Annotated in this window: 16 protein-coding genes; 3 read left to right on the forward strand and 13 right to left on the reverse strand. The window is 63.9% G+C overall.

What is annotated here, in order from left to right:
- Window positions 1-84: 84 nt before the first annotated feature.
- The 3 genes from lrpA1 to ACNSN4_RS04115 form a co-directional block, all read right to left on the reverse strand.
- On the reverse strand, window positions 85-513 hold the full coding sequence (gene lrpA1 / locus ACNSN4_RS04105) for an HTH-type transcriptional regulator LrpA1 (protein WP_418284511.1): 429 nt from the start codon (window positions 511-513) through the stop codon (window positions 85-87).
- A gap of 118 nt (window positions 514-631) precedes the next feature.
- On the reverse strand, window positions 632-1,570 hold the full coding sequence (locus ACNSN4_RS04110; RefSeq protein WP_418284512.1) for a thiamine pyrophosphate-dependent enzyme: 939 nt from the start codon (window positions 1,568-1,570) through the stop codon (window positions 632-634).
- Between the two features lie 2 nt (window positions 1,571-1,572).
- On the reverse strand, window positions 1,573-3,468 hold the full coding sequence (locus ACNSN4_RS04115) for a 2-oxoacid:acceptor oxidoreductase subunit alpha (RefSeq protein ID WP_418284513.1): 1,896 nt from the start codon (window positions 3,466-3,468) through the stop codon (window positions 1,573-1,575).
- Between the two features lie 271 nt (window positions 3,469-3,739).
- Here ACNSN4_RS04115 and dph5 point away from each other — a divergent pair, with 271 nt between their 5' ends.
- Together dph5 and ACNSN4_RS04125 are read left to right on the forward strand one after the other, a co-directional pair.
- Window positions 3,740-4,537 (forward strand): diphthine synthase, encoded by a 798-nt coding sequence (dph5, locus tag ACNSN4_RS04120; RefSeq protein ID WP_418284514.1) that lies wholly within the window; start codon window positions 3,740-3,742, stop codon window positions 4,535-4,537.
- A 57-nt stretch (window positions 4,538-4,594) separates the two neighbouring features.
- Window positions 4,595-4,990, forward strand: a complete 396-nt coding sequence (locus ACNSN4_RS04125) for a CBS domain-containing protein (protein ID WP_418284515.1) — start codon at window positions 4,595-4,597, stop codon at window positions 4,988-4,990.
- 128 nt (window positions 4,991-5,118) lie between these two features.
- Here the strand turns inward: ACNSN4_RS04125 and ACNSN4_RS04130 are convergent, their stop codons facing one another.
- Both ACNSN4_RS04130 and ACNSN4_RS04135 read right to left on the reverse strand, forming a co-directional pair.
- Complete coding sequence (locus ACNSN4_RS04130; RefSeq protein ID WP_418284516.1) at window positions 5,119-5,346, reverse strand: hypothetical protein; 228 nt, start codon at window positions 5,344-5,346, stop codon at window positions 5,119-5,121.
- Window positions 5,336-5,593, reverse strand: coding sequence for a hypothetical protein (locus ACNSN4_RS04135; protein ID WP_418284517.1), 258 nt, complete (start codon window positions 5,591-5,593; stop codon window positions 5,336-5,338). The genes ACNSN4_RS04130 and ACNSN4_RS04135 overlap by 11 nt, the downstream gene beginning before the upstream one ends.
- A 111-nt stretch (window positions 5,594-5,704) precedes the next feature.
- Here ACNSN4_RS04135 and ACNSN4_RS04140 point away from each other — a divergent pair, with 111 nt between their 5' ends.
- Window positions 5,705-6,079, forward strand: coding sequence for a CBS domain-containing protein (locus tag ACNSN4_RS04140; RefSeq protein ID WP_418284518.1), 375 nt, complete (start codon window positions 5,705-5,707; stop codon window positions 6,077-6,079).
- Window positions 6,080-6,137: 58 nt separating this feature from the next.
- Here the strand turns inward: ACNSN4_RS04140 and ACNSN4_RS04145 are convergent, their stop codons facing one another.
- The 8 genes from ACNSN4_RS04145 to ACNSN4_RS04180 all read right to left on the reverse strand — a co-directional run bounded on the left by ACNSN4_RS04145 (window position 6,138) and on the right by ACNSN4_RS04180 (window position 14,185).
- Window positions 6,138-7,280: an ABC transporter ATP-binding protein gene (locus ACNSN4_RS04145; RefSeq protein ID WP_418284519.1), complete on the reverse strand. Its 1,143-nt coding sequence runs from the start codon at window positions 7,278-7,280 to the stop codon at window positions 6,138-6,140.
- Between the two features lie 4 nt (window positions 7,281-7,284).
- The gene (locus tag ACNSN4_RS04150; protein ID WP_418284520.1) at window positions 7,285-8,157 is read right to left on the reverse strand and encodes a carbohydrate ABC transporter permease; all 873 of its coding nucleotides are present in this window, start codon (window positions 8,155-8,157) and stop codon (window positions 7,285-7,287) included.
- Window positions 8,158-8,190: 33 nt separating this feature from the next.
- Window positions 8,191-9,096 carry a carbohydrate ABC transporter permease gene (locus tag ACNSN4_RS04155; protein WP_418284521.1) on the reverse strand — a complete coding sequence of 302 codons (906 nt, stop codon included), beginning with the start codon at window positions 9,094-9,096 and terminating at the stop codon, window positions 8,191-8,193.
- A 142-nt stretch (window positions 9,097-9,238) separates the two neighbouring features.
- A complete protein-coding gene (locus tag ACNSN4_RS04160; RefSeq protein WP_418284522.1) occupies window positions 9,239-10,645 on the reverse strand; it encodes an ABC transporter substrate-binding protein in 1,407 nt (468 codons plus the stop codon).
- A gap of 183 nt (window positions 10,646-10,828) precedes the next feature.
- The gene (locus ACNSN4_RS04165; protein WP_418284523.1) at window positions 10,829-12,076 is read right to left on the reverse strand and encodes an MgtC/SapB family protein; all 1,248 of its coding nucleotides are present in this window, start codon (window positions 12,074-12,076) and stop codon (window positions 10,829-10,831) included.
- A 233-nt stretch (window positions 12,077-12,309) separates the two neighbouring features.
- A complete protein-coding gene (gene artA / locus ACNSN4_RS04170; protein WP_418284524.1) occupies window positions 12,310-13,272 on the reverse strand; it encodes an archaeosortase A in 963 nt (320 codons plus the stop codon).
- Window positions 13,273-13,556: 284 nt separating this feature from the next.
- Entirely contained in the window at window positions 13,557-14,009 is a 453-nt protein-coding gene (locus ACNSN4_RS04175) for a transcription elongation factor Spt5 (protein WP_418284525.1), read from the reverse strand.
- Window positions 14,009-14,185, reverse strand: a complete 177-nt coding sequence (locus ACNSN4_RS04180) for a protein translocase SEC61 complex subunit gamma (protein WP_418284526.1) — start codon at window positions 14,183-14,185, stop codon at window positions 14,009-14,011. Before ACNSN4_RS04180 ends, ACNSN4_RS04175 begins: the two co-directional genes overlap by 1 nt.
- Window positions 14,186-14,269 lie beyond the last annotated feature (84 nt).

The raw sequence follows: 14,269 nt of genomic DNA on the forward strand, positions 1-14,269 counted from the left end.
GACCGTCAGACCGAAAAAACCGTTATCGACTGTATCGTCCCAACGACCACGAGGATAGCACGAGGTCGAACGCTCGACCGTCGCTCACTTTAACCGTTCCTGTAAAAATGACGGGTGTGCGGCGGTGACGCCGTCGACCGCCAGCAGTTTCTCGGAGATCACGTCGCCGAGTTCGTCGCCGTCGCCAGCGCGCACCTCCGCCATCAGCATGTGGTCGCCCGAGGAGGTGTACAGCGCCTGAATCTCCGCGAGTTCTTTCAGCGCGCGGGTCGCTTCCACGTACTTGCCCGAGTCGACATCCATTCCCACCATCGCGATAGACTGCGAGGAGAGCTTCTTCGGGTCGATCTCAGCCGAATATCCGACGATCACCCCTCGCTCTTCGAGACGGTCGATGTACTTCCGAACGGTCGGTTTAGAGACCTCTGCCCGCTTCGCAATCTCGGCACAGGAGGCCTGCGCGTCCTCCTCTAACACCGACAGGATCCGTTCCTCCGTCGATACCGTACTCATACATCTACCTTGTCGCCACGGAAAAAATACCTTGCGAACCGAAAAACGAGCCGAACGCACGGAAAACAGTTGCGGGCGGACCGTCGAACAGACGGCCGGTCACCCGAACGTCACCGTCTCAGGCGTGCTTGTCGAGGAACTGGTCGTGTGAGCGCTCCCACTCGTACTCGTCGTCCCAGTACCGCTCCGCCAGCGGCTCCTCGGGCATTTCGCCGATCGTGCGCTTCTCCTGACCGTAGGACGGACGGTCCTCGTCGACGTAGTAGCGGCCGGTGAGGACCTTCCCGTCGTGCAGCGCCTCCTCCGTCTCGCGCATCATCTCCGCGGCCTCGACCTTATCGGTCGGGTCGAAGTCGTACTCTTCGGACTCCTGAACGTCGATGTACGGGACGTACTGGCGCGCGTCCTTGTTCCACGTCGGACACTGCGTCAGGAAGTCGACGTGCGCGAAGCCGTCGTGTTCGATCGCCTCGATGATGATCTCCTTCGCCTGGTTGGGGTTGACCGCGGCCGTGCGGGCGACGTAGGAAGCGCCGGCGTTCAGCGACAGTGAGAGCGGTTTGAGCGGCTCCTTGGCACTGCCGGACGGCTGCGTCTTCGACTTGTGGCCCTTCGGGCTGGTCGGGGACGTCTGTCCCTTCGTAAGCCCGAAGATCTCGTTGTTGAAGACGATGTACGTCATGTCGTGGTTCTCCCGGGCCGTGTGGATGAAGTGGTTGCCGCCGATCCCGTAGCCGTCGCCGTCACCGCCCGCGGCGATGACTTCGAGGGCGGGGTTCGCCAGCTTCGCGGCGCGGGCCACGGGCAACGAGCGCCCGTGGATCGTGTGGAACCCGTACGTGTCGAGGTAGCTGTTCAGCTTCCCGGAACACCCGATCCCGGTACACAGAAGCGTCTCTTCGGGAGTGCGTCCGACTTCCGGGAGCGCCTGTTTGAGCGCCTTCAGGACGCTGAAGTCACCACAGCCCGGACACCAGGTCGGCTGCGGCTCGACGCCGGGGGTGTACTCGTCGCGGTCGATCTCTCGCTCCTCTCCGATTGCTGAAAACGTGCTCATGGTTAGTCACCTGCGGCTGGGACGAAGGTGGTCTGATGGCCGGACGCGTCGCCGTCGCCCTCGATGATCGCGGCCTCGAACCCGTCGACGACCTCGGCGGGCTCGAACGGGTTTCCGTTGTACTTCAGCAGGCTCGACAGCTTCTCGCCGTAGCGGCCGAGGTTCTTCTGGACGAGCCCGCGGAACTGTCCGGACGCCGTCATCTCGACGACGAGGACTTCGTCGACGCTCTCGACGAACGCCTCGACCTGTTCGGTCGGGAACGGGAGCATGTCGGAGACGCCGTACGACTTCACCGAAATCCCGGCGTCGTTGAGACGACCGACGGCCTCCTCGACGGTGCCCTGCTGGCTCCCGAACGTGAGAATGCCGTACTGGGCGTCCTCGGGACCGGCGTACGAGCCGGTGTCTTCCCCATCGAGGTCCGCGCGGATCGCTTCGAGCTTCTGTGTTCGCCGGTCGATCTGCGCGACGCGGTTGTCGGGCGACTCCGCGATGTGCCCGGTCGGGTCGTGCTCGTTGCCGGTCGCGAGGAAGCGACCGCCCTTCTGGCCGGGGATCGAACGGGGTGAGACGCCGTCCTCGACGTCGTGCTGGAAGCGGTGGAACTTCCCGTCTGGCGAGTGCGGCTCGTCGGCGAGCGCGTCCTCGGTCAGCGTCTTCCCGAGCGTCGGGTTCGGATCGCGGTCGAAGTGGCTCTTCGGGACGTTTACCAGCTCGCCGCCGAGCTTCTGGTCGTACAGCAGGATCGTCGGAATCTGGTACTCGTACGCCAGCCGGAAGGCGATCCGGGACTGCTCGTAGGCCTCTTCGACGGTTCCCGGGGCCAACACGACCCGCTGGGAGTCGCCCTGAGACGTGTACAGGACGTGTTCGAGGTCGGACTGCTCCGGTTTCGTCGGCATCCCGGTCGACGGCCCGGCGCGCATGGCCTCGACGAGGACGACCGGTGTCTCCGTCATCTCGGCGAGCCCGAGCGGCTCGGACATCAGCGCGAAGCCGCCGCCGGACGAGCCGGACATGGCCTTGACGCCGGCGTGCGACGCGCCCACCGCGAGGGCGGCCGCCGCGATCTCGTCTTCGACCTGCTCGGAGATCCCGTCGAGCTTCGGCAGGTTCTGCGCCATGATGGTGAACACTTCCGTCCACGGCGTCATCGGGTAGCCGGCGATGAACCGGCATCCTTCGTCGATCGCGCCGTAGGCGATGGCGTCCGACCCGGACATGAGCAGCTGCGTCTCGTCGTGTTCGCCCGTCGGAACCGAGACGTCAGGGGCGTCGATGTCGTACTCCTCGCTGACCTGATCGTACGCGGTCTCGAGGATCTCGAGGTTCGGTTCGAGGATCTTCTCAGGCATCGCATCGCGCATGAGGTCCTCGACGTGGTCGAGTTCCATGCCTGTCAGCGCACAGGTCGCGCCGACGCCGGCGGTGTTGCGCATGACTTCACGACCCATGTCGCGGGCGAGCCCGCGGAGGTCGAGGGGGTATACGTGCCAGTTGTTCTCCTCGACGCGCTCGTCGAAGTTCGGAATCTCCGAGGCGTCAAGGAGTCCCTCGTCGTAGATGATCACGCCGCCCTCGCGGAGTTCATCGAGGTTCTCCGAGAGGGGTTTGATCTCTTCGTTCCCGTATATCGCCTCCTCCTGCGGATTTCGGGCGAACGAATCGCCGAGCGCGAGGAGGAAGTTGTAGCCGTCACCGCGGGACTGAACCGGGTCCGCGGACGCGCGAACTTCGGTGTACGTGTGGCCCCCGCGGATCCGCGACGGGTAGTGCCGATGCGTGAAGACGTTGAGCCCCGACCGCATCAAGGCTTTCGCGAAGTTCTGGCTGGTCGAAGCGATCCCGTCACCGGATCCCCCCGAAATCCGCCAGATGAGTTCATCATCAGTCATAGTGGTATGTGAGCCCGTGAGGGCCTAGTGATTCGACGTTGTAGTGGTGACCTCTTAGGGCTTGCTATGGAATCACAAGGAACAATCATGAAGATCTATTAGGAGGGTCGGGATCGCTATTATTTTCTGAGGGACTCGTCCGGGAATCGCCTCGGAGTCGAACGGAACAACCGGTCTGACCTCGACGCCGGTGGATAGCGTTTCACACCTCCGATCCGTCTGTACCGACCCGTTTCGCGCCCTTTTAACCGGCGCGCGACTGACGGACGCTATGCTCACCTTCATCGGACTCGGCCTCTACGACGAGCGATCCGTCAGCGTCGAGGGGCGCGATGCGCTTCGCGCCGCCGACCGCGTTTTCGCGGAGTTCTACACCAGTCGGCTCGTCGGAGCGACCGTCGAGGACCTCGAGGCGTACCACGATGTCGATATCGAGGTCCGCTCCCGCGAGGGCGTCGAACAAGATCCGGAGCCGATCTTGGAGGCGGCCGCCGACGGCGACGTCGCCTTCTGTACCGCGGGCGACACGATGATCTCCACCACGCACGCGGACCTCCGGCTCCGCGCCGAGGAGCGCGGAATCGACACCCGCGTGATCCACGGAGTGACCGCCCAGTCGGCGGCGTCGAGTCTCACCGGCCTCCAGAACTACCGCTTTGGCAAGGCCACCACGCTCCCGTTCCCGTACGCGCACGGCGGCGGCGACGTTCCCGATAGCGTGATACAGACGATCGAGGCGAACCGCGAGCGCGGGCTCCACACCGTCGTTTACCTCGATATCAAAGTCGGCACCGGCCCGACGGGGCCCGACCCGGACCACGAGGAGTACATGACCGCCGACGTCGCCGCCGACCTGCTCGCGGACGGGTGGCACGACGAGCTCGCCGTCGTCATCGCCCGGGCCGGCTCACCGGACGCGGTCGTCGCCGCCGACCGTCTGAGCGTGCTCGCCGCACGCGACTTCGGCGACCCGCTCCACCTCCTCGTGATCCCCGGCGATCTCCATCACGTCGAGGCGGACGCCTTGACCGGGTTAGCCGGCGCCCCGCCGGAACTCGTCGAGGAGTGATCACGAGTCGGCAGCCAACCGGTCGTTTGATATTACTGTGTCTCGTTATCACGGCTCATGGAGGATACGGACGAACTTCTCGTCGAGCGACTCATGTCCACTGATCTGCTCACGATCGGCCTCGACGAACCGGCCGCGAAGGCGGCACAGCGGATGCTCGACACCCAAAAGAACTCTCTGCTCGTCGTCGACGACGAAGGGCGGCTCTCGGGGCTGATCACGGCGACGGACTTCGTCACGCTCGTCCGCCAGAACGACCCCGAAGACGAGACGCCGGTGTCGGCGTTCATGACTCGCGAGGTCGTCACCGTCGGGCCCGACGACACCGTCGAGGAGCTCGCGGAACCGACGGCACACGGGTACACCCACCTCCCCGTGACGGACGCGGACGGCGTGGTCGTCGGGATGGTGTCGACGACCGATCTCACGGCGTACCTCTCCCACAAGCGGTAGCGGACGGTGCGTGGCCGGTTCGCGGTTCAACTCGATGGGCGCTCTCGCTACGCCCGCTTCGGCGCTCCCGCTACACCCGCTTCAGCGCTCTCGCTACGCCCGCTTCAGCGCTCGCCTCAACGCCCGACTCAGCGCTCGCGCGCTTTCGTCTGTGAATCGAAAACCGCTGCGCCGGCGATGAGAAAGCCGACGATCGCGGTGATGAGCGCAATGCTCCCGATCGCGACGACGGCGACGGAGAACAGCGCGTCCGGCAGTATCCGTGCCGAAGTGAGCAGAGAGACCGCAGTGACGAAGCCGATCAACGCCAACAGTCGCCCGAACCGCCCCGTATCGATTCCAGTGTCACTTGCCATAGTCTCGTAGCTCCGCGATCACGCCGGTGTACTCGTCTTCTCTCGCGGCCGCGCCGAGTGAGTGGATCGACTGACAGACCCACATCCCCGCCGTGAAATTCAGTAGCGCGACGAACGACACCAGTCCGACCTGCGTGTCAACGGTCAGCCCGATCACGATCGCGGCGGTGAGCGTGACGGCCATTATCGCATGCGTGAGAAGCGATCTGTTCCCGAAATCGACCAGTGCGGCGGCTACCCCTGCCATGGTGTAACACAGGGGTCGAAGGCGTATATATGACTCGTGCCAACGACCACGGATCGCCCGTCCGTTGCACGTTCCGGAAGAGTCATTTCACACGATACCACATGGCATGATATGGATATGAACGACCGGACCCGCGTCAGCGACGTGATGTCGACTCCGCTGGAGACCATCGGCGCGAAAGAATCGATCCAGGAGGCGGCCCGTCGCATGACCGACGCGAACATCAGCGCGCTCGTCGTCACCGCGGGAAGCGGCTGTATCGTCACCCAGAGCGACATCATCGGCGCGGTCGCGGCGGGTCGAGACACCACCGAAACGCTCGTCGGCGACGTGATGACCGAGGACGTCGAGACGGTGACGCCGGACCTCATGATGGAGGAGGTGGCCGCGATGATGACGATGTACGGCGTGAAACACCTCCCGGTCGTCGACGACGACTACGTCGGAATGGTGTCGTCGACCGACGTGGCCGCGCACCTCTCGTGACGACCGTCGTGGGGGCTCGACGCGTTCGGTAGCGCGTCGGTTGCTATCGTCTCAAACGTTAGTTTCCCGCCGGCGTGCCCACCGCTTCGGCATCCCCGCTCGGCGTAGAGGAGTGATACAGCGCCTCGCCGGTCTCCGGATCGAACAGATGGAGACGGTCGGGATCGTACGTGAGCTCGACGGCGTCACCGGGCTGGAGCGCGCTGCGCGGCTCGGCCTGTACCTTACATTCCGTTCCACCGACCTCGCAGTACAACAGTAAGCTGTCGCCCAACGGCTCGGTGACGGTGACGGTCGCGCCGAACGTCTCCTCGCCCAGAGACGGTGCGGCGCCAGCGAGGTACAGGTCTTCCGGGCGTACGCCGAGCGTCGCGTTCCGGATCGACTCCGGACGCGAATCGTCGACGCGTTCGGTCGGGAGCGGGATGGAGAACGCCTCCTGAACGGCGTGACCGTCGACGATCTCGACGTCGAGCATGTTCATCGCCGGATCGCCGATGAACTCCGCGACGAATCGATTCGAGGGGAAGTCGTACAGCTTTTGGGGCGGATCGACCTGCTGGATCTGCCCGCCGTCGATGACGGCGACGCGGTCCCCGAGGGTCATCGCTTCGGTCTGATCGTGGGTGACGTACACCGTCGTCGTCGCCAGTTCGTCGTGGAGCTTGGAGAGCTCCGCACGCATCTGCACGCGGAGCTTCGCGTCGAGGTTACTCAGCGGTTCGTCCATCAGGAACACCTCGGGATCTCTGCAGATGGCGCGACCGAGCGCCACTCGCTGGCGCTCTCCGCCGGAAAGCGCAGCGGGCTTGCGGTCGAGCAGGTCCTCGATGTCGAGAATTGACGCCGCCTCTGCGGCCCGCTGTTCGATCTCGTCATCGGTGAACGATCCCGCCGACTTCATCCCGAACGTCATGTTCCGTTTTGCCGTCATGTGCGGGTACAGCGCGTAGTTCTGGAACACCATCGAGATATGCCGCTCGTTGGGTTCGAGACCGGTGACATCGCGGTCTCCGATTTCGATCGTCCCGCTCGTCACCGACTCGAGTCCCGAAACGAGTCGCAGCGTCGTGCTCTTTCCACAGCCTGAGGGTCCGACGATGACGATGAACTCCCCGTCGCGAACTCTCAGGTCGATACCGTCCACCGCGGTGATGTCGTCGAACCGCTTGACGATGTCGTTTAGTTGAATTGTTGCCATGTGTCTACTTCTGTTGAACGCCGAACGTTTCCAGCAGCGGCTTGTGCAGTACTATCAGCACCACGAGCGGTGGGAGGAGCGCGATCATCGCGCCCGCCATAATCAGTCCCCACTCGATCTGTCCGGCCGCCGCGGTCCCTTCGAGGCTTTTTAGCCCCACTTGGACGACCTGCTGATCTCGGCTACTTATCACGGCGAGGGGCCAGAGGTACTGGTTCCACGCGTAGATGTAGGTGATCACCGAGATCCCGGCGATCATCCCCTTCGACATCGGGATCAGCACGTAGACCAAAAAGTGAATCCCTCCGACATCGTCGAGCTTCGCGGCTTCGACGATCGACGACGGAATGGACATAAAGTGCTGTCTGAACAGGAACACGGCGGTCGCGCTTGCGAGGTACGGGGCCGTAATCGCCAGCATCGAATTCGTCCAATCGAGGGTCACCATCAACTCGAACAACGGGACGATCCGCACTGGAACCGGGAGCATCAGCGTGAACAACACGAAGACGAACGCCGCGTTCTTGTACGGGAAATCGTAGTAGACGAGCGCGAGTGCGGCCAGCAGTGACAGGCCGACCTTTCCGACGACGATGGCGACCGCCATGATCGTCGAGTTGATCAGGTACGTCCACATGTTGAAGTCCGTCATCACCCGGTAGTAGTTCTGATACGCCTCGCTACCGGGCGAGAGGTTCGTGACGTCGTAGATCTCCGCGACCGATTGCGTGCTCATGACCGCCGCGAGAACGAGCGGCAGCGCCATCAGCCCGATCGATCCGATGAGGCCGACGTGCATCAGTAGGTCGTCCGGAAGCCGATCGCTCACCGTCTGCTCGCGGGCGTCCGTCGTCTGCTCTCTATCGCGTGTCGTCATTTCCGACGTGGACGTGCTGTTTGCCATCTGTGATCACCCGTAGTGTGCGTATCGGTCAGAGACGCGGAGTTGGACGTACATCAGCGCGCCGACGAGAACGAACAACACCAGCGACTGTGCGGACGCGTATCCGAGATTGAAGTTCTCGAACGCGTCGATGTAGAGGTTGTAAATCAGGATGTTCGTCGCGCCGCCGGGCCCGCCGCTCGTCATCAGATCGATGAGCGGGAACGTCGCGAAGAACGCGTAAATCGTGTTGATGACGATCAGGAACACGAGCGTCGGCGACATCAGCGGGACGTAGATCCGGAACAGTCGGTTGAGCCTCCCGATTCCGTCGAGCTGTGCCGCCTCGTCGATCGTGTCGGGCACGTTGTTCAGCGCCGCGATCATGAAGATGATGTTGTAGCCGAGCTGCTTCCAGATCGCGGCAACTGAGACGACCATAAACGCGAGTGGCCCGTTCTGTCGCCAGTTAAACGCGATTTCCATCCCGAACAGCGATCCTATCGCTCGGATATAGTAGGTGATAATCCCGAGGTCCGGCTGGAGCAGGAACAACAGAACGAGTCCCGCGACGGCAGGCGGTAACGCGTACGGCCAAATCGCGGCGATCAGGTATACCGACGTGCCGCGGTCGACTTCGTACATCATGAAGGCGATGAACAGCCCGCCGAGCATCGTACCGAACACGACCACCGCGGCGAACGCGAACGTCACGACGAGGCTGTTCCGGTAGCTCTCGGACGCGAACATTCGGGTGTAGTTGTACAATCCGGCGAACGACTCGTCGACGAGCGTCGTCTGGTAGAGGCTCAACCGGAACGTGTCCACTGCGGGGTAATACAGAAAGACGAGACAGACGGCGACCGTCGGGAGGAGTAACAGCGCTGCCTGCTTGTGGTCGTTGAACACCGCTCGCGCGCTCGATTCAGCCATGAGTTACCGCCACCACCTGTGCATGTGTATGGTCATGTCGAAAACGTGGGTCAAATACGTACCGTCTACCGAGCCGTCGACGTCGCTTTCGCGGTCGGCGTGGCAACAGTCGTTCGGTCGTCCGTGCCACACATCGTCGTTACTATCCCTGCCGCTCGATGTAGTCGGCGAGCGCCTCTTCGATGTCTGTGTTCGCATCGTCGAGCACTTCGTCGACGGGTTCGCCGTTGAGCACCGACACCGCTGATTCCGCGATCGTCGTCCGCGCATCGAGGAACGGCCCGATAAGCGCCCCCCGAGTCGCCGGCGTGTCTCGTCCTTCGCGGAGCTGGTCGAGTGCGACGCGGAAGTCCGGATTGTCGTCGTAAAACCCCTCGCTCTCCAGGTTCTCGACAGCCTCCTCTCGCACCGGGAAGTACCCGGTCCCGCGGTGCCACCGCTCCTGTTGTTCCGGTTGGGTCAGCCAGAGGAGGAACTCCCCGGCGGCCTGCTGCTCGGGTCCGTCCTGACCGGCGGGGATCCACACGGAGCCGCCGCCGATCGTCACGCCGGCGCGGTCGCCGCCGGGCGACGGGATCCGCGCCGCGGCCGCCTCGAAGTCGTTGTCGGCAGCCCCCTGCAGCATCGGGTTGATACTCGACGTGGAGTACAGCACCATCGGCGCTTCCTGGGTGAAAAAGCCCTGTTGGGCCTCTCCCCACGCCTCGATTCCGGTCGAGAGATACGCGCCCATCTCGTTCAGTTCCTGCCACCACTCGAAGACGTTCATCCCGGCCTCGCTGTCGAGGTACGTCTCGGTCGGGTCGCCGTCGCGACCGTTCTGGTTGTTCACGAGCGGCTGGTCTTGGAGGGCGAACCACTGCTCGACGAACCACGAGTGGTTCGGCCAGGTGATCCCGTAGTTGTACCCCGCATCCATGAGGTCCTCGGAGTAATCGAGCACCTCCTGGAAGGTCTCCGGCGGGGATTCGGGGTCGAGTCCGGCCTCCTCGAAGGCGTCTTTGTTGTACATCATGAGCGCGTTCGAGGAGTTGAACGGCATCGAGTTGAGCCGGCCGTCGATCCGGTAGTAGTTGAGCACCGGGTCGAGGAAGTTCTCGAGTTCGAGCTGTTCCTCCGGGATGATATCCTCGACCGCCACGAACGCGCCGCTGTCGAGCGCCTGCTTCGTCCCGACCTCGAACACCTGCGCCAATCCCGGTGGGTTCCCGGCGCGGACCGCGTTGATCGTCTGGTTCATCGTTTCCCGATACGACCCCTGTTCTATCGCCTCGACCGTGATCGTGTCCGACTGCTCGCTGAAGTCGGCCGCCAAGTCCGAGACCATCTGGCCGAGGTCGCCGCCGAGCCCGTGCCAGAACTCGATCTCGACGCTGTCGACGCCCTCGACCTCGCCCTCTCCGGTCACCGGTGCAGGCCCGTCGTCGTCGTCCGAACAGCCCGCAACTGCGGTCAGCCCACCGACGGACGCCGCGGCCCCGACGGTCCGAAGTACGTTTCGTCGCGACGCCGCGCCGTCGCCGACGTTTTTTTGTCGATTATTCGTCATGGTACCGCCTCTGTTGACCTCCATTATTAATAATGCTGCTGGTTCCAGTCACCGAATCTCTCGCCTGTTTCCCTGCCATCGATCGATTGTCTGTGTTAGGCAGTAAGAACGATGCTATGAGTGGTACCGAGCGCTACCGAGCGGTACCGAGCGGTACCCCGCGATACTCGCGGGCGCCCCGTCTCACAACACGAGCAGTGGAATCCCGACCGCGACCCCGACCGCGATCAGCACGAGGTTCCAGACCAGTACCGGCCGAACCAACTCGCGAGCGATGCTCGCGGCGAACGCCGTCTTGACGAGGATGCTCGCGGCCGTCCCCGCGACCACCCCTGCGACCGCCGTGTCGACGGCGATCTGTCCGGTCCCGAGCAGCGAGACCGCGGTCGTCGTCGCCGTCCCGGAGGAGACGAGCCCGGCGAGAAACGCCGTCGCGACGAACCCTCCCGCACCGAACGTCCGCTCGGCTCCGGCGGAGACGAGCAGGACGACGAGGAAGAGCGCGCCGAACGTGAGCGCGTTCCGGAGGCTGAACGGCGACGTGAGCTCCGCCTCCATCGTCGTCCGCCAGTCGCTGCGCAGCACCGCGATGGCGATGCCGACGACGGTAATCGCCCCGAGCGGAGCGCCGACGATCAGCGCCGCTTCCGGGACGAACGCGGCGACGACCGCGGCGTTCCGAAACGCCATCGCGGCGTTCGCTAACAGGATCGACCCGACGGCGATGTCACGGAGATCGGTCCGCCCCTTCGCTCGCTTCGCCATCTCGGCGACGACCGCCGTCGAGTTCACGAGCCCGCCGAAGAATCCGGTGACGGCGTAGCCGCGGCCCTGATACCGCTTCACGAGCACGTAGTTGACGAAACCGATGGCGCTGACGGCGACGACGAGCGACCAGATGAGCCGCGGCTGGATCGCGTCCCACGGGTCGATCGTCTCCGCGGGCAACAGCGGGAAGACGACGAACGCGAGGATGGTGAACTCGACCGCGCTCCGAACCTCCTCGCGAGAGAGCCCCCACGCGAACTCGTGGAGCTCCCGTTTGAGAACGAGCAGGAGAGAGGAGAGCACGGCCACCGTCACCGCCTCGATGAAGAACTCGTTCGCGACGAGCGCGCCGACTCCGTACGTCACGAGCATCGACACGGACGTCGTCAGCGAGAGCCCGTCGACGTCGTCTTCGACGAAGCTCCGGACCGCGAGCAGCACCGCGCTGGCGACGATCAACAGCCCGCCGACGACGAGCAGGCCGTCGGCGTCGAGCACCGAGAACACGGCGGCCGCGAGTCCGATCAGCGCGAACGTTCGGATCCCGGCCGACTTCTGGGACCACTCGCGTTCGATCCCGAGGAACATCCCGAGCGCGGTCGCCAACACCAGTTTCGCGACGTTCGTCTCCAGCACGACCAGCGGGTCGAACGCGTCCATCATCGGTCCAGACCTCGACGTCGCGGATACCGCGGCCGTCGTAACTGTTGTCGACACTGCAGACGCCGCAGACGTCGCAGACGTCGCAGACGTCGCAGACGCCGCAGACGCCGCCCTCGACTCAACACTATCCCTGCGCACATGCGGAGATATATCTCAGATATAGCCCTATATCTTGCTATATACACACATATATTTTGTATGCCAAAACGACGAATCCGGTGTGTCTCCGGCAGTCACCGGTTCGTCGGCTCGCGCGGCAGGTCGAGCGACTCGGTCAGGTCGTGTTCCTCGCCGGTGAGCACGTACAGCACGTCTTCCAGAATCACGACGAGCTCGGGGAGCTCGCGCACGACGAGGAACGTGATCCCGATCAGCGCGACCACCGCGAGGAGCTGGCTGATGATCCGGTCGGAGACCAGGAACGAGACGCGGTACGGGTCGCTCGCGCCGAACATCAACAGGACGAGGTCGGGCTGCCAGTGCATGTACTGGTTACCGGAGACGACCGAGATGAACGTCGTTCGGAGGATGTTGAGCACGTAAATGAGCGGAACCGACACGGCGAGCGCACGGACTTTCCGGCTCAGCGGCGCCTGCACGGCACTCACGAGTCCCCCGAAGATAGCGATGCTACCGAGGCCGGTACACGCCAGCACGACGTGAATCCGAACCGTGTGCCCGTCGTTCAACAGCCACTCGTAGGCGGCGTCGTACCCCTCGTTGCTCGTCACTCGCTCCGGAGCGTAGCCGAGGAGGTCGATCACCATTCCGGTGTGGGTCGCCACGATCTCGATGAGGATCCGCCGCGGCTCGGGGACTGCGAGCCCGGCGACCGTGAACGCGGGAATCGTCTCGAACGGGAGGTAAATGAACAGCATGATCGCGATCGCCCGCGTGAGGGTGAACAGCGATCCGCGACCGTCGTACAGGAGGTATCCGGCGTACACGCACGCCGGGACGCCGACGAGCGCGAGGATCGACTCGACGTAGCTCTGGTGTTCGAACGCGAAGTACGGTACCATCGTCAACCAGAACAGGCCGAACAGTCCCCACGTTCCCGCTGCGAGCGACCGCCCGGCGTCGAGCCCGCGGCTGTCGAGCAGCCACGAGAGGGCAAAGAGGATCGCGACGAGCCACGCAAACGTGAACGTGTCCGGCAGCACGCCTAGCGTCGCCGACACGCCCGTTGCGAACATGTCCGAACCGTCGGGTGTCGTCGGATAAAGCCCTTGTCGTTCCCGACGATTCGTCGGGTACCTCGCGGGTTGGTGTGCCCAGAGACGACCGTCCCTCGCACAGCGCCCGTACGGGGTTGTCGCACCCACGTGTTCGGGACGCGGGTGGGATACCGGACTCCTGGACGGCGGTCCGAGCGGGGAACAGACACGTCAGCGAGAAGAGAGACCGGGGAGCGGAGAGAACGAACCGCACCGGCCGAAACCCCCGGGATCAATCGAACGGTTCTCCCGCGTCAACTCGGTTACCGCTCTTCCGAGTCGAGGACGCGGATCTGGTCGCCGCGAACGGTGACCGGAATCGGGACGGTCGCCTCGTACAGCTCGACGGTCACCTGGTCTTTCCCCTCGTCGATCCGCTGCACACGGGCCTTCTCGCCCTTGAACGGGCCGGCGATGAGCTCGACGATGTCGCCTTCGCCGATCCCCTCGACGTCGGGGGTCGGCGAGAGGAAGTGCTCGACCTCAGAAAATGGACTCTCCGCTGGTCCGTCACCGGCTTGAATGACGCCGCGGGCGTGCGGGATCTCGTCCAGAATGCGAGCGAACACGCTTCCGTCGCTCGCCTCGACCATCACGTAACTCGTCAGCTGATCCGGTGCGATGACCGCCTGGATCTCGGGCATCTCTTTTTCGGCGAGCATATCGGCGACGGTCCGCTCTTGTCTCGCGGTCGTCTTGACCGAGAAGATCGGCATTATGCGCCGACCCCCGGCAGGAGGCTCATAATCGCGAAGATCATGAATCCGATGAAGCCGACGAGGATGATGCCGGCGCCGGCGATTTTCGAGACCTGGAGGAACTCGTCGGTGCTCGGCGTGCTCGCCAGCTTCAGCACGCGAATGTAGCTGTTGAGGTCGTACGGAACGTCCATGTTACGACCGAGTTCGAGACGAGACGGTTTTTACCTTTTGATGCGGCGCGTCGGCGTCGAGTGAGTGTATCCGCACTGTTGCCG

The sequence above is a fragment of the Halorubrum marinum genome, from assembly GCF_048381195.1.
Taxonomy (GTDB): Archaea; Halobacteriota; Halobacteria; order Halobacteriales; family Haloferacaceae; genus Halorubrum.